Source organism: Winslowiella toletana, from assembly GCF_017875465.1.
Lineage (GTDB): Bacteria > Pseudomonadota > Gammaproteobacteria > Enterobacterales > Enterobacteriaceae > Erwinia > Erwinia toletana.
This window is the reverse complement of sequence record NZ_JAGGMQ010000001.1, coordinates 469,312-494,674: the sequence shown is the minus strand read 5'-3', so window position 1 is coordinate 494,674 and position 25,363 is coordinate 469,312. Positions and strand designations below refer to the sequence as shown.

General features: G+C 57.6%; 19 protein-coding genes. 13 read left to right on the top strand and 6 right to left on the bottom strand.

Annotation, left to right across the window (positions count from 1 at the left end; all coding sequences use genetic code 11):
• Positions 1-13: 13 nt before the first annotated feature.
• Positions 14-1,444: an EmmdR/YeeO family multidrug/toxin efflux MATE transporter gene (locus tag J2125_RS02430; protein ID WP_017802717.1), complete on the bottom strand. Its 1,431-nt coding sequence runs from the start codon at positions 1,442-1,444 to the stop codon at positions 14-16.
• Between the two features lie 213 nt (positions 1,445-1,657).
• On the opposite strand from J2125_RS02430, the gene fepB reads away from it, so the two are divergent.
• From fepB to J2125_RS02410, 4 genes are read left to right on the top strand one after another with little or no spacing between them, the layout of a single operon-like run.
• A complete protein-coding gene (gene fepB / locus J2125_RS02425) occupies positions 1,658-2,683 on the top strand; it encodes a Fe2+-enterobactin ABC transporter substrate-binding protein (protein WP_017802716.1) in 1,026 nt (341 codons plus the stop codon).
• Complete coding sequence (gene fepD / locus J2125_RS02420; RefSeq protein WP_017802715.1) at positions 2,680-3,675, top strand: Fe(3+)-siderophore ABC transporter permease; 996 nt, start codon at positions 2,680-2,682, stop codon at positions 3,673-3,675. The genes fepB and fepD overlap by 4 nt, the downstream gene beginning before the upstream one ends.
• 10 nt (positions 3,676-3,685) lie before the next feature.
• Positions 3,686-4,723, top strand: a complete 1,038-nt coding sequence (gene fepG / locus J2125_RS02415; RefSeq protein ID WP_017802714.1) for an iron-enterobactin ABC transporter permease — start codon at positions 3,686-3,688, stop codon at positions 4,721-4,723.
• Positions 4,720-5,538, top strand: coding sequence for an ABC transporter ATP-binding protein (locus J2125_RS02410; RefSeq protein WP_017802713.1), 819 nt, complete (start codon positions 4,720-4,722; stop codon positions 5,536-5,538). Before fepG ends, J2125_RS02410 begins: the two co-directional genes overlap by 4 nt.
• 19 nt (positions 5,539-5,557) lie before the next feature.
• Here the strand turns inward: J2125_RS02410 and fes are convergent, their stop codons facing one another.
• The gene (gene fes, locus J2125_RS02405; RefSeq protein WP_241764028.1) at positions 5,558-6,868 is read right to left on the bottom strand and encodes an enterochelin esterase; all 1,311 of its coding nucleotides are present in this window, start codon (positions 6,866-6,868) and stop codon (positions 5,558-5,560) included.
• Between the two features lie 237 nt (positions 6,869-7,105).
• Between fes and J2125_RS02400 the strand changes: the two genes are divergently transcribed.
• Positions 7,106-9,298 (top strand): TonB-dependent siderophore receptor, encoded by a 2,193-nt coding sequence (locus tag J2125_RS02400; RefSeq protein WP_017802711.1) that lies wholly within the window; start codon positions 7,106-7,108, stop codon positions 9,296-9,298.
• A gap of 83 nt (positions 9,299-9,381) precedes the next feature.
• Here J2125_RS02400 and J2125_RS02395 read toward each other — a convergent pair whose 3' ends face one another.
• The gene (locus tag J2125_RS02395; protein ID WP_017802710.1) at positions 9,382-10,824 is read right to left on the bottom strand and encodes an AMP nucleosidase; all 1,443 of its coding nucleotides are present in this window, start codon (positions 10,822-10,824) and stop codon (positions 9,382-9,384) included.
• 162 nt (positions 10,825-10,986) lie between these two features.
• On the opposite strand from J2125_RS02395, the gene J2125_RS02390 reads away from it, so the two are divergent.
• A complete protein-coding gene (locus J2125_RS02390; protein WP_017802709.1) occupies positions 10,987-13,119 on the top strand; it encodes a TonB-dependent siderophore receptor in 2,133 nt (710 codons plus the stop codon).
• Positions 13,120-13,177: 58 nt separating this feature from the next.
• On the opposite strand, the gene J2125_RS02385 is transcribed toward J2125_RS02390, so the two are convergent.
• The 3 genes from J2125_RS02385 to J2125_RS02375 are packed head-to-tail and all read right to left on the bottom strand — an operon-like array spanning position 13,178 to position 15,838.
• Positions 13,178-14,077, bottom strand: coding sequence for a MurR/RpiR family transcriptional regulator (locus J2125_RS02385; protein ID WP_017802708.1), 900 nt, complete (start codon positions 14,075-14,077; stop codon positions 13,178-13,180).
• Between the two features lie 34 nt (positions 14,078-14,111).
• The gene (locus J2125_RS02380) at positions 14,112-15,029 is read right to left on the bottom strand and encodes a PstS family phosphate ABC transporter substrate-binding protein (RefSeq protein WP_017802707.1); all 918 of its coding nucleotides are present in this window, start codon (positions 15,027-15,029) and stop codon (positions 14,112-14,114) included.
• A complete protein-coding gene (locus J2125_RS02375; RefSeq protein WP_338063271.1) occupies positions 15,026-15,838 on the bottom strand; it encodes a substrate-binding domain-containing protein in 813 nt (270 codons plus the stop codon). The genes J2125_RS02380 and J2125_RS02375 overlap by 4 nt, the downstream gene beginning before the upstream one ends.
• A gap of 391 nt (positions 15,839-16,229) precedes the next feature.
• Here J2125_RS02375 and J2125_RS02370 point away from each other — a divergent pair, with 391 nt between their 5' ends.
• The 7 genes from J2125_RS02370 (at position 16,230) to fecD (ending at position 25,362) form a co-directional block, all read left to right on the top strand.
• A complete protein-coding gene (locus tag J2125_RS02370) occupies positions 16,230-18,386 on the top strand; it encodes a TonB-dependent siderophore receptor (protein WP_017802704.1) in 2,157 nt (718 codons plus the stop codon).
• A gap of 107 nt (positions 18,387-18,493) precedes the next feature.
• Positions 18,494-19,009, top strand: coding sequence for a ferric citrate uptake sigma factor FecI (gene fecI / locus J2125_RS02365; protein ID WP_017802703.1), 516 nt, complete (start codon positions 18,494-18,496; stop codon positions 19,007-19,009).
• Entirely contained in the window at positions 19,006-19,980 is a 975-nt protein-coding gene (fecR, locus tag J2125_RS02360; protein WP_017802702.1) for a ferric citrate uptake sigma factor regulator FecR, read from the top strand. Before fecI ends, fecR begins: the two co-directional genes overlap by 4 nt.
• A 112-nt stretch (positions 19,981-20,092) precedes the next feature.
• On the top strand, positions 20,093-22,453 hold the full coding sequence (gene fecA, locus J2125_RS02355; protein WP_017802701.1) for a TonB-dependent Fe(3+) dicitrate receptor FecA: 2,361 nt from the start codon (positions 20,093-20,095) through the stop codon (positions 22,451-22,453).
• Positions 22,454-22,511: 58 nt separating this feature from the next.
• Positions 22,512-23,414 carry a Fe(3+) dicitrate ABC transporter substrate-binding protein FecB gene (locus J2125_RS02350; RefSeq protein WP_017802700.1) on the top strand — a complete coding sequence of 301 codons (903 nt, stop codon included), beginning with the start codon at positions 22,512-22,514 and terminating at the stop codon, positions 23,412-23,414.
• The gene (gene fecC / locus J2125_RS02345; protein WP_209499459.1) at positions 23,411-24,415 is read left to right on the top strand and encodes an iron-dicitrate ABC transporter permease FecC; all 1,005 of its coding nucleotides are present in this window, start codon (positions 23,411-23,413) and stop codon (positions 24,413-24,415) included. Before J2125_RS02350 ends, fecC begins: the two co-directional genes overlap by 4 nt.
• Complete coding sequence (gene fecD / locus J2125_RS02340; protein WP_209499458.1) at positions 24,412-25,362, top strand: Fe(3+) dicitrate ABC transporter permease subunit FecD; 951 nt, start codon at positions 24,412-24,414, stop codon at positions 25,360-25,362. The genes fecC and fecD overlap by 4 nt, the downstream gene beginning before the upstream one ends.
• The last annotated feature ends 1 nt before the right edge of the window (position 25,363 follow it).

Here is a 25,363-nt window from a genome sequence, read left to right as displayed (position 1 = left end):
GCGCGGCTGAAGGTTACTCCTGCGACCGCACCCGCGGATATTTCCATAACCAGCGACCACTGGCCATCCGCCAGTAGAAACAGATGCCGCGTACAATCCAGTCAAAGAACATGCCGAGCCAGATACCGACGACGCCAAAGTCGAGCACGATGCCGAGGGTATAGCCCACCACAATCCGGCAACCCCACATACTCAGCATCGATACCCACATGGTGTAACGCGCATCGCGCGCGCCTTTCAGCCCGGCAGGCAGCACCCATGAGGCGGCCCAGATCGGCATAAAGGCGGCATTGAGCCACACCAGCACTTTAACCACATCAATCACATCCTGTTCGCTGGAGTAAAACGAGGCCAGCACGCCCGCCAGCGGCACCGAAATCAGCGCCAGGCAGCACAGGCCGAGAGTCGATAACCAGAAGATATGTTTCAGCTGACGCTCCGCCTGACCGATCTGCTGTTTGCCGAGCCGGGTGCCGACAATAATGGTCGACGCCGATCCCAGCGAGTTGCCCGGCAGGTTAATCAGTGAGGCAATCGAGAAGGCGATAAAGTTACCGGCAATGACATTGGTGCCCATGCCTGCGACAAACACCTGCGTCAGCAGCTTGCCGCCGTTAAACAGCACCGATTCAATACTGGCGGGCAGACCAATGCTTAGCACCTCCATCAGAATCGAGCCGTTCATACGCGTAAAGTAGCTTTTCAGGGTGATCTTCAGCGCCGGATTAAAGCCGATCATCAGCACATAAATCACCGCCGCAGCGCCGATATAGCGCGACAGCGTCAGGCCAATGCCCGCACCAATAAAACCCAGTCCGTCCCAGGAGAAACAGCCGTAAATTAATACGCTACTGATAATAATATTGAGGATATTCATGCCGCCGTTGATCAGCATCGGCATTTTGGTATTGCCCGCGCCACGCAGTGCGCCGCAGCCAATTAAGGCAATAGCCGCCGCCGGATAGCTCCAGACCGTAATGCGCAGATAGATCAGCGCTAACTCTTTCACTTGTGGTTCGGCAGCGCCAGCAATCACATCAATAATCGCTGAACCGCAAAATTCAATTACCAGCGCCAGCAGCACTGAGGCCAGCGTCATCAGCACCAGCGACTGACGGGTCGCGGCGCGCGCGCGCTTGCGATTACGCTTGCCCAGACTGAACGCCACCACCACCGTGGTGCCGAGGTCAACGGCGGCAAAAAAGGCGATAATCACCATGCTAAAGCTTTCGGCCAGTCCGACCGCCGCCATCGCCTCTTTACCTAAACGACTGACCAGAAAGGTGCTCAGCACCCCCATCAGCAGTACACACATATTCTCGAAGAAGATCGGCACCGCGAGCGGAGTAATTTCACGCCGCAGCAGAACATACCAGGATCGCCGTTTAGGATACCAGGCGGTGCCCTGAATGGCGTGCAGCAGTTTGGTGTACAGCTTTTGCAAGTGAGTTCCGGCAACATCAGAAAACGGGGGGAGTAAAGCAAGGATGGTTAAGGGCTGAACAATAATCAATTTATTTATCTGGCACCGCACAAAAAGTCCTTTTTTACTGACAGACGCGCTTTATCCACTGTAACGGCCGGGCGTAAACAGGTTTAAATTCAACAGGATTAGCGCTATGATAATAATACTCATTTACATTAAATTCGTTAATAAATGAAAAATTTGCTGTCAAAACGCGCATCGCAATGGGTTGCGCTGCTTGTGTTTCCGCTGGCCCTGATTTTGACGGGCTGTGACAATAATCAGAGCGATCAGCCAGTGGCAAGCCCGCCGGGCGCACAGCAGGGCGACTGGCCACGCACGCTGAAGACGGCAAAAGGGCCGCTGACGCTGGATCACGCGCCGCAGCGGATTGTTTCTACCAGCGTGACGCTGACCGGTACTTTACTGGCGATTGATGCGCCGGTGATCGCTTCCGGCGCCACCAGCCGCAACAGCAGCGTGGCGGATGAGCAGGGCTTCTTTACCCAGTGGGGCGCGCAGGCCAAAGCGCGTCATGTGAAACCCCTCTATATCACCGAGCCGAATGCGGAAGCGATCGCTGCTGAAGCGCCGGATTTGATTGTGATTGCTGCTACCGGTGGCGATTCGGCACTGAAACTTTATGATCAGCTGTCGGCTGTCGCGCCGACGCTGGTGATTGATTACGGCAATAAAAGCTGGCAACAGCTGGCGACCGAGCTGGGCGCTGTCACTGGTCATGAAGCCGATGCACGTCGCCGGATTGACGGTTTTGCGCAGCGGGTAGCGGCGGTGAAGCAGGCCATTACGCTGCCACCGCAGCCGGTATCGGCGCTGGTCTACTATGAAGACGGACGTGGCGTTAACCTCTGGACCCCCGCCTCGGCGCAGGGACAGCTGTTAAGCGAACTCGGCTTTACGCTGGCCACGCTGCCAGGCAATATTGATGCGCAAACCAGTATGGGTAAGCGCAATGATATTATCCAGTTATCCGGGGAGAATATGGCTTCCGGTGTTAATGGCGATACGCTGCTGCTGTTCTCCGCCGATGCGCAGACGGTGAAACGCGTCAGCGCCAATCCTTTTCTGACCCATCTCGACGCCGTGCAGCAGCAACGGGTGTATGCGATGGGGCCGGATACTTTCCGCCTCGATTACTACAGCGCCAGCAATATGCTCAACAGTATTGAGCAGCATTTTGCGACGTCCAGACCATGACGCAATACAGTACGCAACGTCAGCTCAGCCTGCTCGGCATGCTGTTGCTGTTACTGCTGCTGTGCAGTGGCGCCAGTATGCTGCTGGGAGCGAAAACCATCAGCCCGGCGGATGTCTGGCATAGCCTGAGCGGACAGCTGCAAAATGGCGACAGCGTAATTATTGTCGATGCACGTCTGCCGCGCACCCTTGCCGGGATCCTCGCCGGTGTGGCGCTCGGCGGTGCGGGCGCGGTGATTCAGGCGTTAACCCGTAATCCGCTGGCCGACCCGGGCATTTTAGGCGTCAATGCCGGCGCCAGCTTTGCCATTGCTATCGGTATCAGCCTGTTTGGCGTCAGCGGCATGGCCGGATGGCTGGGCTTTGCCTGGGGCGGCGCGCTGCTGGCCAGTATTGCGGTATGGCTGATTGGCTCACTGGGTGGCGGCAGGGTTAATCCTGTGCGTCTGACGCTGGCGGGGGTGGCGCTAAGCGCGGTACTCACCGGCATGACCTCTTCGCTGGCGCTGCTGAATCCGCAAACGTTTGACCAGATGCGTATCTGGCAGGCGGGTACGCTCGATATCCGTTCCCTGCGCAATCTTTGTTTTGTCGCCCCGGCTATACTCGCTGGCTGTCTGCTGGCGCTGGTGTCGGCGCGCGCGCTCAACAGCCTGAGCATGGGGGAAGAGATGGCGGCGGCATTGGGTACGCGAGTGCTGCTGGTGCGTCTGCTGGCGGTAGTGGCGGTGATGATGCTGTGTGGTTCCACCACCGCATTAGTCGGGCCGATTGCGTTTGTTGGCCTGATGATCCCGCATGTCGCGCGCTGGTGGTTTGGTTCAGATCAGCGCTGGATTCTGCTCGCCTCTTTTCTGCTGGCGCCGCTGCTGCTGCTGACCGCCGATATCACTGGCCGCCTGCTGGTGGCGGGTGAACTGCGGGTATCGATTGTCACCGCCTTTATCGGCGCGCCGGTGCTGATTTGGCTGGTACGGCAACGTAAATATTAAGGAGAGCAGAGTGGTAGCCAGAACCGTGCTGCTGGGTGATCCCGGTGGCATGCTCAATGGTCGCATTTCATTGCGTGTGATGCTGACCAACGGCCTGTTACTGTTGCTGGCACTGCTGCTGGCGCTGTTTGCCCTGTGTTATGGCACCCTGAGCCTGACGCCGTTACAGGTATGGCGTGCCTTGCAGGGCAGCGGCGAACCGGCAGTGATCACGGTAGTCAGCCAGTGGCGTGCGCCGCGTATTGTGCTGGCGCTGGTGCTGGGCGCAGGCCTCGGTGTCAGTGGCGCAGTGTTTCAGTCGGTGATCCGCAACCCGCTGGGCAGTCCGGACGTCGTCGGCTTTAATACCGGCGCCTACACCGGGGTGCTGGTAACCATTATCCTGCTTAACGGTAGCTATTATCAGATCGCCAGCGGCGCGCTGATTGGTGGTATCGCCGCCGCCGCACTGGTGTGGCTGCTGGCGTGGCGCGATGGCATTGCCGGTTTTCGCCTGATCATTGTCGGGCTGGGGGTCGCGGCGCTGCTGTCAGCGTTTAACAGCTGGCTGATTATCACCGGTTCGCTGGAGAGCGCGATGAGCGCCGCGCTGTGGGGCGCAGGTTCGCTAAACGGTATGACCTGGGCGAAAGGGCAACCAGCGCTGCTGTGCATGCCGCTGACCATTATCGCCATATTGCTGCTGGGAAAACGACTGCAACTGATGGAGATGGGCGATGACAGCGCGCGTGCGCTGGGGGTGAATGCTGAAGCCAGCCGTCTGTGGCTGATGCTGTTCGGTATTATCCTCACCGCCGTGGCCACCGCCAGCGCCGGACCGATCTCGTTTATCGCCCTCGCAGCACCGCAAATTGCGCGCCGTCTGACGCGCGCCAGCTCCGTGCCGCTGTTTTCGGCGGCGACCAGCGGGGCACTATTACTTCTGGCCGCTGATCTGACGGCACAACACAGCTTCAACGGCGTGCAGCTGCCGGTTGGCGCAGTGACTGTCAGTATCGGCGGGCTGTATCTGATTTGGCTGCTGATCCGTGAGTCCCGTCGCAAATGACCAATAGTAACCTTAACCATCGTTTACAGGCTGCCGCGCTGACGCTGGCTTATGAGCAAAAAGTGATTGCCCGTGAGCTAAACGTTACAGTGCCTGACCGGCAGTTTAGCGTGATTATCGGCCCTAACGCCTGCGGCAAATCGACGCTGCTGCGTGCGCTCTGTCGGTTGTTAAAGCCGCGTGCGGGCCAGGTGCTGCTGGACGGTAAAGATATTCATCAGCTGGGCACCAAAGCGCTGGCGCGCCAGCTGGGACTGCTGCCGCAACATGCCATTGTGCCGGAGGGAATTAGCGTGGCGGAGCTGGTGGCGCGTGGCCGCTATCCGCATCAGAGTCTGTTAAAGCAGTGGAGTGAAGCCGATCGTCAGGCAGTAGATGCGGCGATGGCCGCCACACATGTCAGCGATCTTGCCGCACGCAGTGTGGATGAGCTGTCGGGTGGTCAGCGTCAGCGGGTATGGGTGGCAATGGTGCTGGCGCAACAGACGCCGCTGCTGTTACTGGATGAACCGACCACCTGGCTGGATATTGCGCACCAGATTGAGCTGCTGGATCTGTTTCGTCAGCTTAATCAGCAGTCGGGCCATACGCTGATTGCGGTGCTGCACGATCTGAATCAGGCCTGCCGCTATGCCGATAACCTGATTGTGATGCACAGCGGGCAGATTGTGGCGCAGGGCAAACCTGCGGAGATTATCAGCGCGCAGCTGGTGCAGCAGGTGTTTGGCATGACCAGCGTGATTATTGATGACCCGGTATCGCATACGCCGCTGATTGTTCCCTGCGGTCGTTTCCATCCGGCACCGGCGCGTTAAGCGCCGGACGGAAGGGCGGTTACAGCGTATCTTTCAGCAGCGCCTGCACGCCGTCAATCAGGCCACCCCGCCAGCAGAGCGGGTCGTGACCGCCGATATATTCGCGGTAAGCCACCTGTATCCCGGCCTCCTGTAACGCGCTCAGCATCTGCTGATTCACAAAGCCAATATCTTCTTCGTTACTGCCGGATTCCATAAAAATCTTCAGTGTCGCCGCCGACTGCTGACGCCGCGCCACCTGCTTTGTCAGCCAGCCGCTATTGTCAGTGTCAGGATGACGCATAATGTTCACATCCGGCCACCAGAATGATCCCGACTGACTGAGAATACGGCCAAAGCGCTGCGGCCAGTGCAGTCCGGCATACAGTGCGGCAAGACCACCGTAGCTCTGACCGCTGACCACCGTGCGCTGCGCATCGTCGCTGAAAGGGGTGACGCGTCGGCTTAGCGGCAACAGCTCCTGCTGCACTGCCTTCCAGAAATGCGGATTGCAGGGCAATTCCTGCCCGCGGTGCGCCATATCAATCACATCAATAAATAACCAGCAGGCGGCAGGCAGCAGACCGGCGGCGGTTTGCTGGTCAATAGCGGCATAGATTGGGATATTCTGCGCCCAGTTCTGGCCATCAAGCACTATAATCAGCGGCCGTTGCGCTGGCAGTGCGCTTTCCCCACTGGTATACAGCCAGATCGGGCGCTGATTACCGAGTAAGCCACTCTGCCAGTGAAAACGGTGCAGGCGTGTAGCGTCGGCCGCGATATCAGCGCCGCTGTCAAATTTCTGCCAGCCCTGTTGCACCGGCGCTTCCGGCATATGGGCGGCGGAGAGCGCTTTGCGGCGGCTGGTGAAATGAGGGCGCAGCGGATTCAGCGGATCGGCGATCGCCAGCGGGAACAGCGATATCCACCACTGGCGCTGTTGCTGGCGCGCCGTGTCGGCATCCTGACTAAAATCGGGCGGCAGCTGACTGGCATCCACCGGAATCAGACTGTAGCTGCCGCGCCAGCGCGGATCGATAGCCGTTGACCAGTACCAGACATCAGTGTCCGCTACGCGCTGCATAGCTGGTGGTTGCTGGCTGTGGTGATCGGTGACGCCATCGACATCAATATAGACCTGCACCGTTTTCGACTGCTGTTGGTTGCCGCCGCTGTCACGCCAGAAATAACTCATCCTGACGTCACCTCCCGCCTGCTGTTCAACCAGCGGTGTGCCGATCTCCGCCAGTTGTCGCCACCAGTCTGGCTGGCCGACATTGGCGGCGGCCAGCAGTTGTGTCAGCGTACCGGCCGGTTGCAGGGCTGGCATCAGGTTTGTTCGCTTTATCATCGACTTGTCCTTCGTTACTTTTCGCGACAGAGACTAACACTTTGTTGTCAAAACCTCGCTTAAGAAATACTAATACGAATGTTATTGAGAAGCATTTGTGTTTGCAATAGCATGCCTGGCATTCCGCTGGACGCGATATTTTCCCTGTATGGCAAGGGGTTATCGTCACAAGCGGGAGGAGAAGTGGCTAATGCCGTCTGATGATATGCATTCAGTACCTACAGGGATTATAAAAAAATGTTTAAGTGTATAAAAAAACAGCAAGCAGCATGCTGCGCCGTGCGGGCGGACAGCGCGCGCAGGCACCTGATACTGGCTTCAGCGCTGATGATGGCGCCGTTTGCCCATGCGACGGCGGCAGGCGAAGAGACGTTAACCGTCACTGCCGCAGCGCGGGAGAGTGTCACTTCTCCGCTAAAAGGCAGTGTGGCAAAAGAGAGTGCGTCTGGCACCAAAACCGCCACGCCGCTGCGCAAAACCCCGCAGGCGATTTCGGTAATCACCCGCCAGCAGATGGACGATCAGGCGGCGCCTTCAGTTTCCGATGCGTTAAGTTACACCAGCGGTGTGATGACCAATTACCGTGGCAACTCCAACCGTAACGATGAAGTGATCAGCCGTGGTTTCCGTTATGCTCCTAAGTTCCTTGATGGCCTGAGCTATGGCTTGTCAGGGCAGGGCGGCGCAGCCGGGCAGGTGGATCCCTGGTTGCTGGAGCGGGTGGAAATGGTGCACGGTCCGGCATCGGTGCTGTATGGCCAGGTTAACCCCGGCGGGCTGATCAATATGACCAGCAAGCGTCCGACGGCGGAAAGCATGCATAAAGTCAAATTCAGCAGCGGTAATCAGCACCTGGCTGAGGCAGCGTTTGATTTCGGTGGTGCGCTGAATGATGACTACAGCCTGTTTTACCGGCTGAACGGCATCGCCAGCACTAAACATGAATTTGTTAAGAATGAAAAACAGCAACGGATGGCGATTGCCCCGGCGCTGACCTGGTTACCGAACGAAGACACCAGCATCACGCTGTTAACCAGCTACACCAATGAGCCGGAAGCGGGCTACCGTAACTTTCTGCCGTATGCCGGAACCGTGGTGCCGGTAAACGGCAATACCATTCCTTATGACTTTAATGTCAGCGACACCAGCTATCACGAAGCGAAGCGCGAACAGACCTCCGTGGGTTATATCTTCGAACATAACCTTAACGACGGCGTGTCGTTTACGCAGAACTTCCGCTACAGCAACATGAGCGAGTCATATAAATATCTGGTCTACACCAGCGATGTTGCCGGTTCGCCAGGGGTAATTGGTCGCCGTCCGCAACACGATAAAATCGAATCAGAAGAGCTGGGGATTGATAACCAGCTGAAGGCACTGTTTGACACCGGAGAGGTCACACACACCGTGCTGGGCGGGCTGGATTATAAGTGGAGTGATGTTGATAACCAGATGTGGCTGGTGCGCGGTGATGAGTACAATCTGAACTGGTCAAACCCGAGCCGCATCAGCGTTGACGAAAGCAGCATGAGCCTCTCTACCGATACCCGTAAGAAGCTCGATCAGGTTGGCGTGTATTTGCAGGACCAGCTGGAGTGGCATAACTGGAATCTGCTGCTGTCAGGCCGCAATGACTGGGCGGAAGTCCGCACCCTTGATCGCACCTCCGATACGCATTCCCAGCAAAATGACAATAAGTTTACCGGTCGCGCCGGACTGCTGTATGCGTTTGCTAATGGTGTTTCACCCTATATCAGTTACAGCACCTCGTTTGAGCCGAACCTGAACAGCGGCGCGCCAGGCAGCAATCCATTTAAGCCGACCACCGGTGAGCAGACTGAAGTAGGCGTGAAGTATCAGCCGCCGGGCAGCGAGACGATGATTACCGTCTCGGCGTTTGATATTACACAGAAAAATATTACCCAGTACAACAGTACGCTGGGCTATAACGAGCAGATTGGCAAAGTGCAGTCCAAAGGGGTGGAGACGGAGATCCACAGCCAGCTGACGCCGGAAATTAATCTGATGGCGGCATACACTTACACGGATGCGGTGACCAAAGAGAGCAGCATCGCCGGACAGGTGGGTAATACGCCATCGACTATTCCGCGTCATGCGGCATCAGCGTGGGGCAGTTACCGCTTCCGTGACGGGGTACTGAACGGTCTGACATTAGGCAGTGGCGTGCGTTATACCGGCGTGGCCTGGGGGGACTCGGTTGGTGGGGTTACGGTGCCGCACTACACCCTGTATGACGCGATGGCGAAGTATGAACTGGGTGAGGCTTTATCGGCACTGAAGGGCACTACCCTGCAATTTAATGTCAATAACCTGACTGACGAGCACTACGTTTCCTCCTGCAGCAACGACAGCGCCTGCTTCTATGGCAGTGGTCGTACGATGGTGGCTTCGGTGAGCTACAGCTGGTAATCCGTATCTGCACGGGCGGCGAGAACGCCGCCCGTATCAATGATTTGCAGCGGCGTTAAATACGTTCTCATAATCCTTTACGCTTAACGGAACGGCGGCTCGTTAAAGGTGCGCAACTTACGCGAATGCAGGCGATCGCCCTCGGCGCGCAGCAGATCGATCGCGCAGATACCGATCTGCAGATGCTCTGAGATCGCCCCTTCATAAAAGCGATTAGCCTGACCAGGCAGTTTAATTTCCCCATGCAGTGGCTTATCCGACACACACAGCAGGGTGCCGTAAGGTACGCGGAAGCGATAACCCTGCGCGGCAATGGTGGCGCTCTCCATATCCACCGCGACGGCGCGACTCTGGTTAAATCTCAGCGCTGACGCGGAATAACGCAACTCCCAGTTACGGTCGTCGGTGGTCGCCACCGTCCCGGTACGCAGCCGCTGTTTAACCTCTTCACCTGGCATATTGCTGACCATTTTGGTGGCGTCGAACAGCGCACGCTGCACTTCGGCAATGCTCGGGATTGGAATATCCGGCGGCAGCACCGCATCCAGCACATGATCGTCACGCAGATAGGCATGCGCCAGCACATAGTCGCCAATCGTCTGGCTTTCGCGCAGACCGCCGCAGTGGCCGATCATCAGCCAGGCGTGCGGGCGCAATACCGCCAGATGGTCGCAGATGGTTTTGGCATTGGACGGGCCGACGCCGATATTCACCAGTGTAATACCCTGGCCATCGGCGGCGATCAGATGCCAGGCGGGCATCTGATGATTTTTCCACGCCAGATCGGAAACGGTCTGCTGCGGATTGCTGGTCTCAGCGGTAATCACAATACTGCCAGCGCAGGAGAGCGCCTGATACGGCGAACCGGCATCGGCAATCTGCTCACAGGCCCAGCGTACAAACTCATCGACATAGCGGGTGTAATTGGTAAACAGCACCCATGACTGAAAATGTTCCACCGGTGTGCCAGTGTAGTGCTTCAGGCGCGCAAGGGAGAAATCGCTGCGCAGCGCGTCAAAATGGGAGAGCGGCAGAGTTTCGCCCGGATGGAAGATGCCGTCGGCATTTTCATCACCAATCTGCGACAGTTCGGTGGTCGGGAAGTGCTGGGCGATACCGGCGCTCATGGTGCGATCCAGCATCAGCCCGGAACCATCGATTACATAAGGGAAGGGGATCTCCTGCGTGGACGGCTGCACCTCCAGCGTAATCGGGTATTCGCTGTGCAGCATTTCCAGCTGCTGTTGCAGATAAGCGCGAAACAACGCCGGACGGGTGATGGTGGTGGTGTAACAACCGGCACGGGTAAAGCGACCAAAGGCACGTGACAGACGGTGATCGGCGGCGTTGCCCTGCCAGCTGACGCGCAGTTCCGGGTAGACAAACAGCCCGCCTGCACGCAGCGCGGCATCCGGCAGGCGGCCATCCTCAATATAGGCGGTGATGGCATCGCGCAGGGCGTTCACTGCCGCATCGTACATCGACTCCAGCTTATCCAGTGCCTCATTGACGGTTAAACCGTTCATATTCGCTCCTTAATACGGATTTCCGCTCAGTATATCACTGGTTGCAGATGGCGTTTTAGCATCGCTGTAAAACAGTGTGTAATTGAGAATGCTTATAATTTTCATTACTACATTTACTACGTTTATAATGCAGGCACTCACTCCGCTTATAAAGCTAACTAAATGATTATCAGTAATTTTTTATGCCGTAATCTTGCGGTTTCCGGGGTTAAAACGAAAAAAATCGTCGTGCTGAGCGCATTACTGATCGCCGCTGGCGCGTCTGCCGCTGAGCAGACGCTGACGGTGACTGCCGCCACGCCTGATGCGGCGGCGGCAGGCAGCTACGCTAGCGATGAAGCCACCACCGGCAGCCGTATTGCTACGCCGCGCAACGAAACGCCCCAATCAGTCAGCGTGGTGACGCCGCAGGTAATGCAGGATTATCAGGTCAGAAGCGTCAATGATGCGGTGAAATTTGTCAGCGGCGTGACGCAGGGTAATACGCTGGGCGGCACCGAGGATGGTTTTGTGAAACGTGGTTTTGGCTCGAATACCGATGGTTCGATCTTTATCGATGGCATCCGCAGCAATCAGGGACTGGCAATGGACGCCTCCATCGAACGGGTGGAAGTGCTGAAAGGCTCGGCATCGCTGATGTATGGCATTCTTAATCCTGGCGGCGTCATCAATCTGGTGAGTAAAAAACCGCAATATCAGTGGAATACCCGTATCAGCGGGCAAAGCAGCAGCTATGGCGGCGGATCCGGCATGATTGATGTTACGGGGCCGTTAGGCAATGGCTTTGCGTTTCGTATGGTGGCCGAGCGTCAGCGCGAAGATTACTGGCGCAATTTTGGCGTTAATCAACATACGTTACTGGCGCCTTCGCTCAGCTGGTACGGCGAGCGGGCGTCATTCAATATTGGCTATGTCGAGTATAAGTTTGATGTGCCTTACGATCGCGGCACGGCGTTTATTGACGGCAAACCGGTCGATATTGCCTATAACCAGCGGCTGGATGACAGCGCAAATCACGCCTGGGGCAAAAATAAACGGCTGAATGTGAACTACAGCCTGATGCTGGATGATACCTGGGAGACGCACGTCAATTACGCGTGGATGCAGCGTCGCTATGACAGCAATGAAGTCAGGGCCACGGCAATTGATACCACCACCGGTATCGTCTCACGACGTGCGGACGCCAACCGTGGTTTTAACCATCAGACCCACTATACCTCATGGGATATCAGCGGCAGCCCGCTGATCGGCGGAATGCAGCATGATGTGATGCTGGGCGCTGATTATGAGCAGAACGAAACCTATAAAGCCGGTTCATGGCGCGGCACGGTGTCGAAATCCTTTAATATGTACGATCCGGTATACGGTGAAGAGCCGGTGCTGGATGACAGCACTTACCGCGATTCGCTGAGTAATTTGCGTACCAATCTCTACAGCCGCTCGGTATTTGCCAAAGACAGCATCCATCTGAACGACAAATGGATCGCGGTGCTGGGCGGACGTTTCCAGCGCTTTACGCAAACCGCCAGCAACGGTTTTATTACGCCGGAAAGCACCCTGAATGATCGCGGCAATGCGTTTTTACCGCAGGCCGGGCTGGTGTATAAAGTGACGCCGGACCTGTCGCTGTATGGCAGCTACAGCCGATCCTTTACGCCGTCAACCGAGACGGATGATGACGGCAATGTGGCGTCAACCGAGAAGGGCACTACCTGGGAAGTGGGCAGTAAATGGCAGGTCAGCCCGGCGCTGGCGGCAACGCTGGCGCTGTACCAGATTGATGAAACGGATATGTCGATCTTTATTAACGGCGTGACCCGCAGCATCCCGAAGGCTCGTTCCAGCGGCGTTGAGCTGGAGCTAAATGGCGAACTGACGCCAGACTGGAATATCATCGCCAACTACAGTTACGACAAAACGGAAATCACCGAAGATAATGTTAACCCCGAAAATGTGGGTAACCGTCTGGTGAATGCGCCACGCAATATGGCCAGCCTCTACCTCAGCCATACCCTGCGTTTTAGCTGGCTACCGGGTGAACTGCGCCTCGGCGGCGGTGGCCGTTATGTCGGTACCCGCGCAGGCGATCCTGAGAACAGTTTTACCATGCCGGACTATAGCGTGGCGGATGCTTTTGTCGCCTGGGACAATACGCTGATTGGTAAACATGCACAGCTGAAACTCAATATTAAGAACCTGTTTAACAAGGAATATTATGAGTCCAGTGCCGGTAATTTGCGGGTGATTGAAGGGGAGCCACGCGTAATGTATCTGCAGGCGGCGGTTGATTTCTGACCGCACTTAAAGTACCGGGCCTTTTTGTGCCCGGTAAAAGTGCCGGCAGCAAAGCGCGCTAACGTAGTGGCTTTTTCGCTTTCGCCATCGAGTTATTCAGTTCATACAGCCGGTTCATGGTCTGCAACGGCAGCTGAGGCGCGGAGGCGGCCAGCGCCAGCACCAGAATTTCCAGACAAATAAGTGGCGCGCCATGAATCGGGATCTTCTCCGCTTCCACCCCACGCGGGATAAAAATAACCGTGTCGGCCTCTTTGATAAACAGCGAGTCGCTGGAGCCGGTCAGTAAAATGGTGGGAATGCCAAGTCGCCGCGCTTCGCTCAGGGTGGTCACCCCTTCACGGTGGGCGCTGCGTTGCGCCATCATAATTAAGACGTCGCCCGGCGCCATGGCGATCAGCTGTTCGGTTAACGAAACCCCGGTGCGGTTCAGCACATACGCGCGGGTGCCGTTACGGTTAAACAGCCGCGCGGTATATTCCGCCAGTACTCCCGATGCACCCAATCCAAACACCGCCACCCGGGCCGCACGCTGCAGCAGGCTGGTGGCGCGTGACAGCGCCAGACGGTTTTTCTCTTCCGCCAGTACCTGACAGGCAAACCGGTAACCCTCCAGCACAAAGTCGATACTGGAGTTAGTATCAGGCGTCAGCGCGTTGACCGTTGAGGCCATACGCGCGGCAGAGGAGAGCGTCTCGCCGAGATAGCCTGCAAGGACATTTTTCAGATCGCGCAGCCCGGAGAAGCCCAGCGCCTGAATGGCACGCACCACTGTGGCGTCGGAAGTATGGGTTTCCTCGGCGATTTCCAGCGCGGTTTTATCGAGGATCGCGCCGCGATGTTTATGAATATACAGCGCCACGCTGTGCAGACGCGGCGACAGCAGATGTTTGCGCTGGCGGAAGCGTTCACCAAACAGATCCTGTGGTGCGCGCTTTTTTTTATTGTTGGTGGTCACATTTTAACCTGTTAATGCGGATGCCTGACGGGCGCTACAGTCGCGTCACGGCTTCACGTTGTGCGTCCAGCGCACGTTTCTCCAGCGGAACATAGCCTTCCGCGCTGTGAGTCTGGGCAGCGACCACGGCCTGGCCGTCGGACGACAGCGCGGACAGCAGCCACGCCTTGCGCAGCGCATCCAGTTTAGCGCCTGGCGCCAGATCGATATACAGCGAAACATAGCTGGAGAGCGGATAGTTCCCCTGCGCCACATCCGACAGCTGCGGTGAGTAAAACTGCGCAGGCTGCGCGTCGCTGGCCAGCGCCAGCATCCGCACCTCAGTCGAAAACAGCGCCGCATTACACCAGCCGAGAGCGGCGATGCCAAAGGGGTCCTGCGCCACCGCTTCAATCACCGCCTGGCGATCGGCCAGCGCTTCATAGTGGCCGGGATAGTGACGTGAAGCGAGATGCGCATGGCGAAACGCGGTGGCGTATTTACCGTTATCACGCAGGCCATACAGATGAATGCGGCGCGCCTGCCATTTGCCGTCAGCGTTCAGCTGCTGCCAGTGGGTGATGTCGCCTGCTGGCGCGGCAACCGAGAAGATCGCCGCCAGCTGAGACATTGTCACGCCCGCTAACGGATTTTCGCGATGCACATAGATCGCCGGCGGGCTTTTGGCTCCCGGACGCGGCCCGTGACCGGTATAACCCACATGCACTGCGGTGGGCAGATAACCTTTTAGCGCAGAGAATGCCGCCAGCTCGTGTGGCCAGGGGGCGCGCGACATTGGCGCCAGCCAGCTGGCGTCGGCGGCCAGCGCCATAATCGCGGTGGACGATCCCTCCAGCGTGCAGTTGAACTTAATTTGTGGCTGCTGCTGACGGAACAGTTCACACCATGGCGCGACCAGCGAGGCCATCCCATCATTGCCGACAATCGGCAGAGTTTGTTGCGCGCGGTTCATCGTGGCTCCAGCAGGCGTGATTGTTGATGTGCGGCTTCGCTGGCGCTGAGCGCGAAAAAGTCGCTGCCGCTCTGGCCAATGATCTGCTGACCCGGCGCTGACAGCATAAATTGCGCCAGGCGCGGGTCGGCGTCGGGTGACAGATAGAGATAAACATAACGCGTTAGCGGATAGTGGTCGCTAAGCCGGTGCTGCGCCGTGGTGGCGTTATCCGCCGCCAGTGGCAGCAGGCGTATGGCGGCGTTCTCGCCACCCGCTGGCGCGATGGCAATCGCCTGCGGACACTCTGCCAGCCGCTTCAGCAGTGCGTCGTTATCGGCAAAGTACTCACTGTGGGCACTCAGCTCGCGTCCGGCAAAATGGTGCTGCTGCAGATAGTGCATCAGCGCGCTATCTTCGGCGTAACTGAGCGGACAGATGGGCTGCTGTCGCCACGGGTGATCGAGGTCCAGCTGCCCCCAGTAGGAAAGGTTGCCTGCGGCTGCGCCCTGGGTAAAAATCTGCGCCAGCTGACTAAGGGTCAGCTGCGGCAAGGGATTGCTGCGATGGACATAGACGCCTGCTGTGGCGTGCGCGCTGATAGCGACCCGCAGCGCAAAAGGGCTGGTGGCGGTCTGCTTGCGGTACGGCACGCTCTCCGGCGGGGTGATCTCACGCTCGATCAGCGCCATGCTGGCCTGGCCATTAATCAGCAACGCAAAGGCGCTGGCTTCGCCGCGCAGATCGCTGGCGAACGCCATGTCCGGGTGCTGAGTGCTGCAGGCCGCCAGCACATTTTTTAGCATTGTCTCTGCCTGCGCCGTGCCCACGATGCGGTTCACGCCATCTGAATTCACTGTTCCACCCTCTGCATGTTCGTTCGCGCGATGATGATAAGGATTATCATTATCTTTAGTGGCGCCATGATGGGGAATGTAGTTGTAGTAGTCAATTTCTTTGCCGGAGGGGCTGATATGCGTGTGTTTAAGTAAAACGGCGTTAATGGCAGGTTAATATTAATTATCAGATAAAACAGATGTTTATTATGTTTCTGCCAGACAGTGCCCCCTGATTTTCCAGGTTTTCTTTCCGGTTATTTCACAGCGTTTACTACTACAGAATGCTGTGTTTGAATGATAATCATTCCAATTAAATAAGTGCAAAACCTCCACGCAGACAGGCTGTGGTGAGAACGCTTTTACGCAGTATTTCTGGGGAAATATGATTTTCAATAAAATAACCGACAAGACTTTAGCGTTACTGATTACCGGTATTCTGCTGCCGTTGCCGGTGAAAACTTCTCTGGCCGCAGAGAGCAGTGAAACGAAATCCGACAGCAGCAGCGAGCAGAATATGGTGGTCACCGCAGAGCGTGATACCCGCCCGCCTTCCGGCTATGTGCCGGGCTATGCCGATGCGGGAACTTATCAGGGACGCGATCTGATGGATGTTCCGGCTTCCGTCAGCGTGGTGCCACATCAGGTGATCGAAGCCCAGCAGGGCAGCGGACTGCATGATGCGTTACGCAATGTCGCTGGCGTGGTGCGCCAGCAGCAGAGCGGTATCGCTTACGATCAGCTGTCGGTGCGCGGTATTAACCTCGATAACCGTTCGAGTTATATGTTTAATGGCGTGCTGCCGTTTGATAATAACCTGCCGATTCCGATGGAAAATAAAGAGCGCATGGAAGTGCTGAAAGGCGCGTCGGCGCTCTATTACGGTTTTGTTGCACCGGGCGGCGTGGTGAATATGGTGACGAAACGCGCTGGCGCGACGCCGGTTAAAACCGTGACCTTCTCGACCGATGATAATGGCTCGGCGCTGGCGCATATTGATCTTGCCGATCGCTTTGGTGATGAAAACCGTGTTGGCGTGCGGGTTAACGCGGTCAGCAATAATATTCATACGCCGATTGACGGCGACAATGGCAATCGCCGGATGTTTAGCGCCGCACTGGACTGGCAGGTTAACGATCGCCTGCTGTTAAAATACGATTATGAATATATTCGCGCGCGGATTACCGAACAGGCGGCGATTGCCACGCCGACGGCGGTCAATGGCGTGATGACCATGCCGGATATTCCCGACCCGAGCAAGCTGCTGTCGATGAAGGGCAAGGATACTCATTCGGAAGCCAAAACCCATCTGTTGCAGGCAGAGTATGCGTTTAACAGCGACTGGAGCGGCAAGTTCACCGCCGGGCAGTCACGTACTAAACGTGACCGCTGGCTGTGGGTGTTTGACAACTATAACGCCAGCAGCGGCGACGGCACCGTATATGGCGCGGATCAGAAGGGACAGGATTACCTTAACCAGAATCTGCGCGCCGAAGTGAAAGGGACATTTTCTACCGCCTCGATTGACCATGAGCTGCTGATCGGCGCCAGCCAGAACCGCCTCTACCAGCCGAGTTTCGATACTTATATGTATCTGGCGGCGCAGAATATCTACTCGCCATCCACCATTACCTCGCTGACCCGCAACGGGACTAACAGCAAAAACACCCTGAAAGATCGCAGCTTTAAGGAACAGACAGTGCGTGACGGTGGGGTATTCCTGCAGGACTGGATCACGCTTAACGATCAGTGGCAGATGACCGGCGCGGTACGCTACGGCAAATACAGCAGTAAGCAGCTGGACAGCGCCGATGAACAGGTCAGCGCCGTCACCCCGGCATTTAGCGTGCTGTATAAGGCGACACCGGATATCAGCCTGTATGCCAGCTATGTTGAAGGTCTGGAGTCGGCCGGTGTGGCGCCGTCCACTGCCGCCAATGCCGGTCAGTCACTGAAAGCGGTGGTCAGCCGTCAGAAGGAGATCGGGATTCGCACCCGCGTCTGGGGTGAACTCTATGCGTCGGCGGCGTGGTTTGAGCTGAAACAGGCTTCGGCCAGCACCGGTGATGACGATATCTATGCGATTAATGGCCAGGCACGTTATCGCGGCGGCGAGTTCTCCTTGCAGGGCGATATGACTGACAATACGTCGGTGATGGGTTCGCTGATGCTGATGGATGCGGAAGTGATCTCCTCAACCAATGCCAGTATCCTCGGCAAAACGCCGGAGAATACGCCGGATAAAGTCGCCAGCCTGTTTGTTAATCATCAGATTGCGCGGGTGCCGGGACTGTCGGTCAATGGCGCGGCTTATTATGTCGGTTCGCGGCCGGTGAATGCCCGTAATCAGGCCGAGGTTGCCAGCTACACCACGTATAATGCCGGTGTTGGCTACAGCACTAAACTTGGCGATACCAAAGCCACCTTCCAGGCGACGGTAAATAACCTGACCAATAAACGCTACTGGAGCGCCGCGGGCAGTGGTCAGCTGGCGGTCGGTATGCCAAGAACGCTGCTGCTCTCCTCAACCTTTGAGTTCTGAGCACCTTACTCCCCCGCGTGGCGACGGGGGGGATGCTGATATTGTAATGATAACCATTATCAACTATCATCCCGTTGTGAATTTCTGGTCTGGTTATGTAACTTGATATGTCCACTCTTGCTGCCGCATCCGCTCGTCACTTTGAGACGTTATACAGTTCGCACCATCGCTGGCTGAAAAACTGGCTCCAGTTTAAGCTGGGATCGGCACATGATGCGGACGATCTGGCGCAGGACACCTTTATGCGCATTCTGGCGGGCGACAGCGCCGCGCAGATCCGCGAACCAAAATCCTTTCTCTGTACCGTCGCGCGCCGGGTGATGGTGGACTTCTTCCGCCGTAATGCCCTTGAACGCGCCTGGCTCGAGATGCTGGCGCTGTTGCCGGAAGAGCATGTCCCTTCTCCCGAACAGCGTCACTGCCTGCTGGAAACCCTGCAACAGATTGACGCGATGCTGGATGGTCTCGGCGCGAAAGTGCGGCAGGCCTTTCTGTTGTCGCAGCTGGAAGGGCAGACCTATCCGCAGATTGCCGCACGTTTGCAGGTATCGGTGAGTTCGGTAAAAAAATATATGGCGAAAGCCACCGAGCACTGCCTGTTATTCACGCTGGAACAGTCGTGAGCGCCACACCGCTTAGCGATCATCAACGTCTGGCGCTGAAAATGGCGGCGCAGTGGTTTGCCACACTCTGTGCGGGCGAGGTATCGCCGCAACAGACGCAGAAGTGGCAGCTCTGGTATCAGCAGCATGAAGATCATCGCTGGGCGTGGCAGCGGGTGGAGTCGTTGCAGGGACAGCTGCACAGTATGCCTGGCAGCTTCAGCTACCAGACGCTGGAGCATGCGCGTCAGCACTCGGCGGTCAGCCGTCGGCGGGTGCTGAAAAGTCTCTGTCTGCTGCTGGGCGTTGGCGGCAGCTGGCAGTTATGGCAGTCACCGGTCGGCCAGGGCTTGCGTGCCGACAGTCGCACCGCCACCGGCGAAATCAAAAGCCTGCGCCTGAGCGACGGTTCTCAGCTGGCGCTGAATACCAACAGCGCCGCCGATATCCGCTTCAGCGCACAGCAGCGCCTGATTTTTCTGCATCAGGGTGAAATCAGCATTACCACTGCCGCCGATGCGCAACCGCAACCACGACCTTTCCTTGTGCAGACCGCACAGGGCATGTTGCGTGCGCTGGGTACCGAATTTGTGGTACGCGAAAGCGGTGACAGCACGCTGCTGTCGGTGATGCAGCATGCGGTGGAGGTCCGGTTACAGGCGCAACCAGAGACGACGATTAAGGTCAGCGCCGGGCAGCAACTGCGCTTTAGCGCCAGCGAGGCGGGTCCGCTGCTGCCGTTAGCGGCGGGCAGCGGCAGCTGGACCAGGGGATTACTGAGCGTCAGCGACTGGCGGCTGTCCGAGGTCATTGAAGAAATTAGCCGTTACCGGCACGGGCATCTGAGTTGTGATGCGGCGGTAGCGGATCTGCGTATCAGCGGCACCTTCCCGCTGCGTGATACCGACCGTATTCTGACGCTGCTGGCGCAGACATTGCCGGTTAAAGTGCAGACGATAACGCGCTATTGGGTAAAAGTGGTTGCCGCGTAAAGCACCAGGCTAAATAAAAATGATAAAAAATCGCATTCGCAATTGTCCCTTTTGATTTCTCATCCGACTCCTGAGTAATACAGCAAAAAAATAACTTACTTTTGGAGACGGTATGTCCAGTTCTTATGCACGCACGCTGCGCGCCTTCAGCAAAACAACTCCTCTGGCCATTGCGATTCACTGCGCGCTGATCCCGGCGGCGTTACTGACGCCGGTGATGGCGATCGCCGCCAGTCAGCAGGCCAGCTATCAGATCGCGCCCGGTAATCTGGATCAGGCGCTTAATCAGTTTGCGGCGCAGGCGGGTCTGACGCTGTCAGTGGATGCTTCGCTGACGCGCGGCAAACAGAGTCGTGGTTTGCAGGGCAACTATACGCCAGCAGAAGGGCTGAATACCCTGCTAAGCGGCAGCGGTTTACAGGTGAAAACGCTGGGCGATAACGCGTATACCCTGACGCCGCAGGCGGCTGCGGTTCCGGTGACGGAAACCTTAACCGTGGTCGGCGACTGGCTGGCTGACGCGCGTGAAAACGATGTGTTTGAACATGCGGGCGCGCGTGATGTATTGCGGCGCGCAGATTTTGCCAAAACCGGCGCCACCACCGTGCGTGAAGCGCTGAACCGTATTCCGGGGGTGAACGCGCCGGAAAACAACGGCACCGGCAGCCATGATATGGCGATGAACTTTGGTATTCGCGGCCTCAATCCCCGTCTTGCCAGCCGTTCCACCGTCCTGATGGACGGTATTCCGGTGCCGTTTGCCCCTTACGGCCAGCCGCAGCTTTCGCTGGCGCCAGTGTCGCTGGGTAATATGGATGCGGTTGATGTGGTGCGTGGCGGCGGTGCGGTGCGTTACGGACCGCAAAGTGTCGGTGGGGTGGTCAACTTTGTTACCCGTGCAATCCCGAAAGATTTTGGTATTGCGGCGGGGATTGAAGGGATGTTAACCCCGACCTCCAGCCAGAATGACCCGAAAGGCACCAGCAATCTGATGGTCGGCGGCACGGCGGACAATGGCTTCGGTGCGGCGTTACTCTATTCTGGCACCCGTGGCAGTGACTGGCGCGAACACAGCTCCACCAAAATTGATGATGTGATGCTGAAAACCCGTTATGCGCCGAATGAGGTGCATACTTTTACCAGCCTGTTGCAGTATTACGAAGGCCGGGCGCAGATGCCGGGCGGCCTGTCGCGCGCCGATTATAACGCCGACCGTTTTCAGTCCACCCGTCCTTACGATGAATTCTGGGGACGTCGCCAGTTAGCCAGTCTGGGCTATCAGTTCCAGCCTGATCAGCAGCATAAGTTTAATATCCTCGGCTTCTACACCAATACCCTGCGCAGCGGCTACCTTGACCAGGGTAAAAATCTTACCCTGTCGCCGCGTGAATACTGGGTGCGCGGTATTGAGCCGCGCTACAGCCAGAGCTTTAACTGGGGTTCTTCCGCCCATGAAGTGGGCGTCGGTTATCGCTATGTCAGCGAGTCGACCCATGAAGTGCGCTACACCAGTCTGGCCAGCAGCGGCGTGTTGCCAACCAGCAGCAGCCCGTACGACCGTGACACTCAGTCCGGCACCCAGGCTCACGCCTGGTATATCGATGACCGCGTCGATATCGGCAACTGGACCGTAACGCCGGGGATGCGCTATGAGCATATTCAGTCGTATCAGAATGATTACTACAAAGGCGGCAAGCAGGAGATCAGCTATAATGCGCCGTTGCCTGCGCTGAATGTGGTTTACCATCTGAATGAGTCCTGGAATCTGTATGCCAATACCGAAGGCTCTTTTGGCACCGTGCAGTACAGCCAGATTGGTAAAGCGGTAAACAGCGGCAGCGTGGAGCCGGAAAAAGCGCGCACCTGGGAGCTGGGCACCCGCTTTGATAACGGCGATATTCAGGCGGAAGTCGGTCTGTTCCTGATTAACTTTAATAATCAGTACGATTCCAACCAGACCAACGATACCGTGACCTCACGCGGCAAAACCCGCCATAGCGGACTGGAGAGCCAGCTGCGTTATGATCTGTCGCAACTCTCGCCAGCGCTGGATGACTTCTCCGCTTACGCCAGTTATGCCTACGTCAATGCGGTGATCCGCGAAGATGGCGACACTTACGGCAAGCAGGTGCCGTTCTCGCCGAAACATAAAGGCACCCTTGGTGTTGATTACACCCCGGGCAGCTGGACCTTTAACCTGAATAGCGAATATCAGTCCAGCCAGTATGCGGACAATCAGAATACGGTGGAAGAGAGCGCCGATGGCAGCACCGGGCGTATCCCGGGCTTTATGCTGTGGGGCGCACGCGCTAACTACAACTTTGGTCCGCAAATGGCCAATCTCAATCTGGCGGTCGGGGTAAAAAATATCTTTGATCAGCACTACTTCACCCGCGCTTATGACGACAACAACAAAGGCATTTATGCCGGTCAGCCGCGCACCCTGTATATGCAGGGCTCCCTGAAGTTCTGACAGCCGTAACGGGCAGCCTCCGCTGCCCGCTTTTTTTTGCTTAACGCCAGGAGTTTATATGTCGTTGTTTATTCGCTTTGCAGTGCTGTTCAGCGTGCTGGTCAGTGGTTTTGCGCAAGCCGTCACGGTACAGGACCAGCAGGGCAGCTTTACCATCAACAGTACACCGCAACGGGTGGTGGTGCTGGAGCTCTCATTTGTCGATGCGCTGGCGGCGATTAATGTCAGCCCGCTGGGGGTAGCTGATGATAATGATATCGCGCGCATTCTGCCGGAAGTGCGCCAGCGTATTGCGCCATGGCAATCGGTCGGCAGCCGTTCACAGCCAAGCCTGGAAGCGATTGCCGCGCTGAAGCCGGATCTGATTATTGCCGACAGCAGCCGCCATAGCGGGATTTATGCCGCGCTGAAAAGTATCGCGCCAACGCTGCTGCTGAAATCACGTAACGAAACGTATAACGAAAATCTGCAATCGGCGGCGATTATCGGCAAAGTTCTGGGCAAAGATAGCGAAATGCAGCAGCGACTGGCGGAACATCATCAGCGGATGCAGGCCTTTGCCCGCCAGCTGCCGTCCGGTACTAAGCTGGTATTTGGCACGTCACGCGAGCAGCAGTTTAATCTGCATACACGTGACTCTTATACCGGCAGCGTGCTGACCGCGCTGGGGATGGATATTCCTGCGCCGGTGAATCAGCAGGCTTTAGCCAGCATCAGTCTGGAGCAGCTGCTGGCGATCAACCCGGACTGGCTGATTGTCGCCCATTATCGTCAGGAAAGTATTGTGCGCCAGTGGCAGCAGGATCCGCTGTGGCAGGTGATGAAAGCGGCGCAGCAACATCAGGTGGCTGAAGTCGACAGCAATACCTGGGCGCGGATGCGTGGTCTGGTGGCGGCGGAGAAAATTGCTGCCGATCTGGTGGCTATTCTGCATAAACAGGCGCTGACTGCGACGCCATGAGCGCGGATAAACGTCGCTTAACGGCAGTGCGCTGGGCGCTGCCTTTGCTGGTGCTGGCGATCAGTTTCTGGTTAACCCTCTTCTGCCGTTCGGCGGTGCCGATTGGCGCGCTGGAGGCGCTGCGCGCGTTGCTGCCCGGGCAACCGCCGACACTGGCGCAGGCGCTGGTGCTTAATTTACGCCTGCCGCGCAGTCTGGTGGCGCTGCTGCTGGGCGCCAGTCTGGCGCTGGCTGGCAGTCTGCTGCAAACGCTGACGCGCAATCCGCTGGCTTCACCTTCGCTGTTTGGCATCAATGCCGGCGCGTCGCTGGCGATGGTGCTGGTCAGCGCCTTCAGTCCGCAGCTGTTTTCCGGTTACAGCATTGCGCTGGTGGCGGCGGTGGGTGGCGGCCTCAGCTGGGGAGCGGTGATGCTGCTTGGCGGTGGCTGGCAGCAGGCGGGAGACCGCAGTCGTCTGATCCTCGCCGGGGTGGCGGTTTCCGCGCTCTGTGCGGCGCTGACCAAAGCCACGCTGATTCTGTCGGAAGATCACGCGTACGGCATTCTCAACTGGCTGGCCGGTGGCGTGGCCCATGCACGCTGGCCTGCGTTCTGGCAGCTGTTTCCCTTCACCCTGATTATTGCGCCGATCTGCATGCTGCTCGCCAGCCGTCTGAATCTGTTACAGGTCAGCGATGAGAGCGCCCATACACTGGGCGTCAATCTGCCGCGTATGCGCCTGATGATTAATCTGCTGGTGTTGCTGCTGGTGGGCGCCTGCGTCAGCGTCGCCGGGCCGCCGGCATTTATTGGCCTGCTGGTGCCGCATATGGCGCGTGGCTGGATCGGTTACGATCTGCGCCGGATGCTGCCGATCAGCATGCTGTTTGGCGCGTCACTTATGCTGCTGGCCGATTTGCTGGCGCGCTTTCTCGCCTGGCCGGGAGAGCTACCGGCCGGTGCGGTGCTGGCGTTAATTGGCGCGCCGTTCTTTGTCTGGCTGGTACGGAGGCGTGCATGAAGCGTTTTATGCTGCTGCTGGCGCTGCTGTTGATCACCCTGTGGCTGTCGCTGCGCTATGGCACCCAGACACTGAGTCTGCAACAGATGCAGCTGGCGCTGACGCCCGGCGACCAGCACCATTTTGCGCTGTTTAACTACCGTTTGCCGCGTGCGTTGCTGGCGATGCTGGTGGGCGCGGCGCTGGCGCTGTCCGGGGTGCTGGTGCAGGGGGTGATCCGCAATCCGCTGGCCTCGCCGGATATTCTTGGCGTTAATCACGCTGCCGGGCTGGCGGCGGTCAGCGCGCTGCTGCTGTTTCCGGCGCTGTCGGTATTGTGGCTGCCGCTGCTGGCGTTTATTGGTGGCGGGCTGGCCTTTTTGCTGCTGCGTCTGCTGTGCGGCAACAGTGCGCCGCTGCGACTGGCGCTGATGGGCGTGGCGTTAACCGCGCTGTACGCCAGCCTCAGTGACTATCTGATGCTGGCGCATCCGCTGGAGATCAATAACGCCATGCTGTGGCTGACCGGCAGCCTGTGGGGGCGCGGCTGGAATTTTGTCTGGCTGATCGTGCCGCCCTTGCTGTTGTTGCTACCGCTTAGCCTGTGGTTTTGTCGCGACCTGGATGTGATGGCGCTGGGGGATGAAAGCGCCGCCACGCTGGGCATACCGCTGCGCCGGGTGCAGTTACTGGTGCTGCTGCTGGCCGTGGCGCTGGCGGCAACGGGCGTCGCCTGCTGTGGGCCGATTGGCTTTATCGGCTTAGTCGCGCCGCATCTGACGCGCAAGCTGGTGGGCGGTCGTCACCGGCGGCTTATCCCGGCCTCCATGCTGGTCGGCGCACTGATTTTATTGCTGGCCGATTTGCTGGCGCGTACCCTGCATCCGCCACTGGAGCTGCCCGCAGGTGTATTAACAGCCGTAACTGGCGCGCCTTATTTCTTCTGGCTACTGATGAGAACCCGTTAAT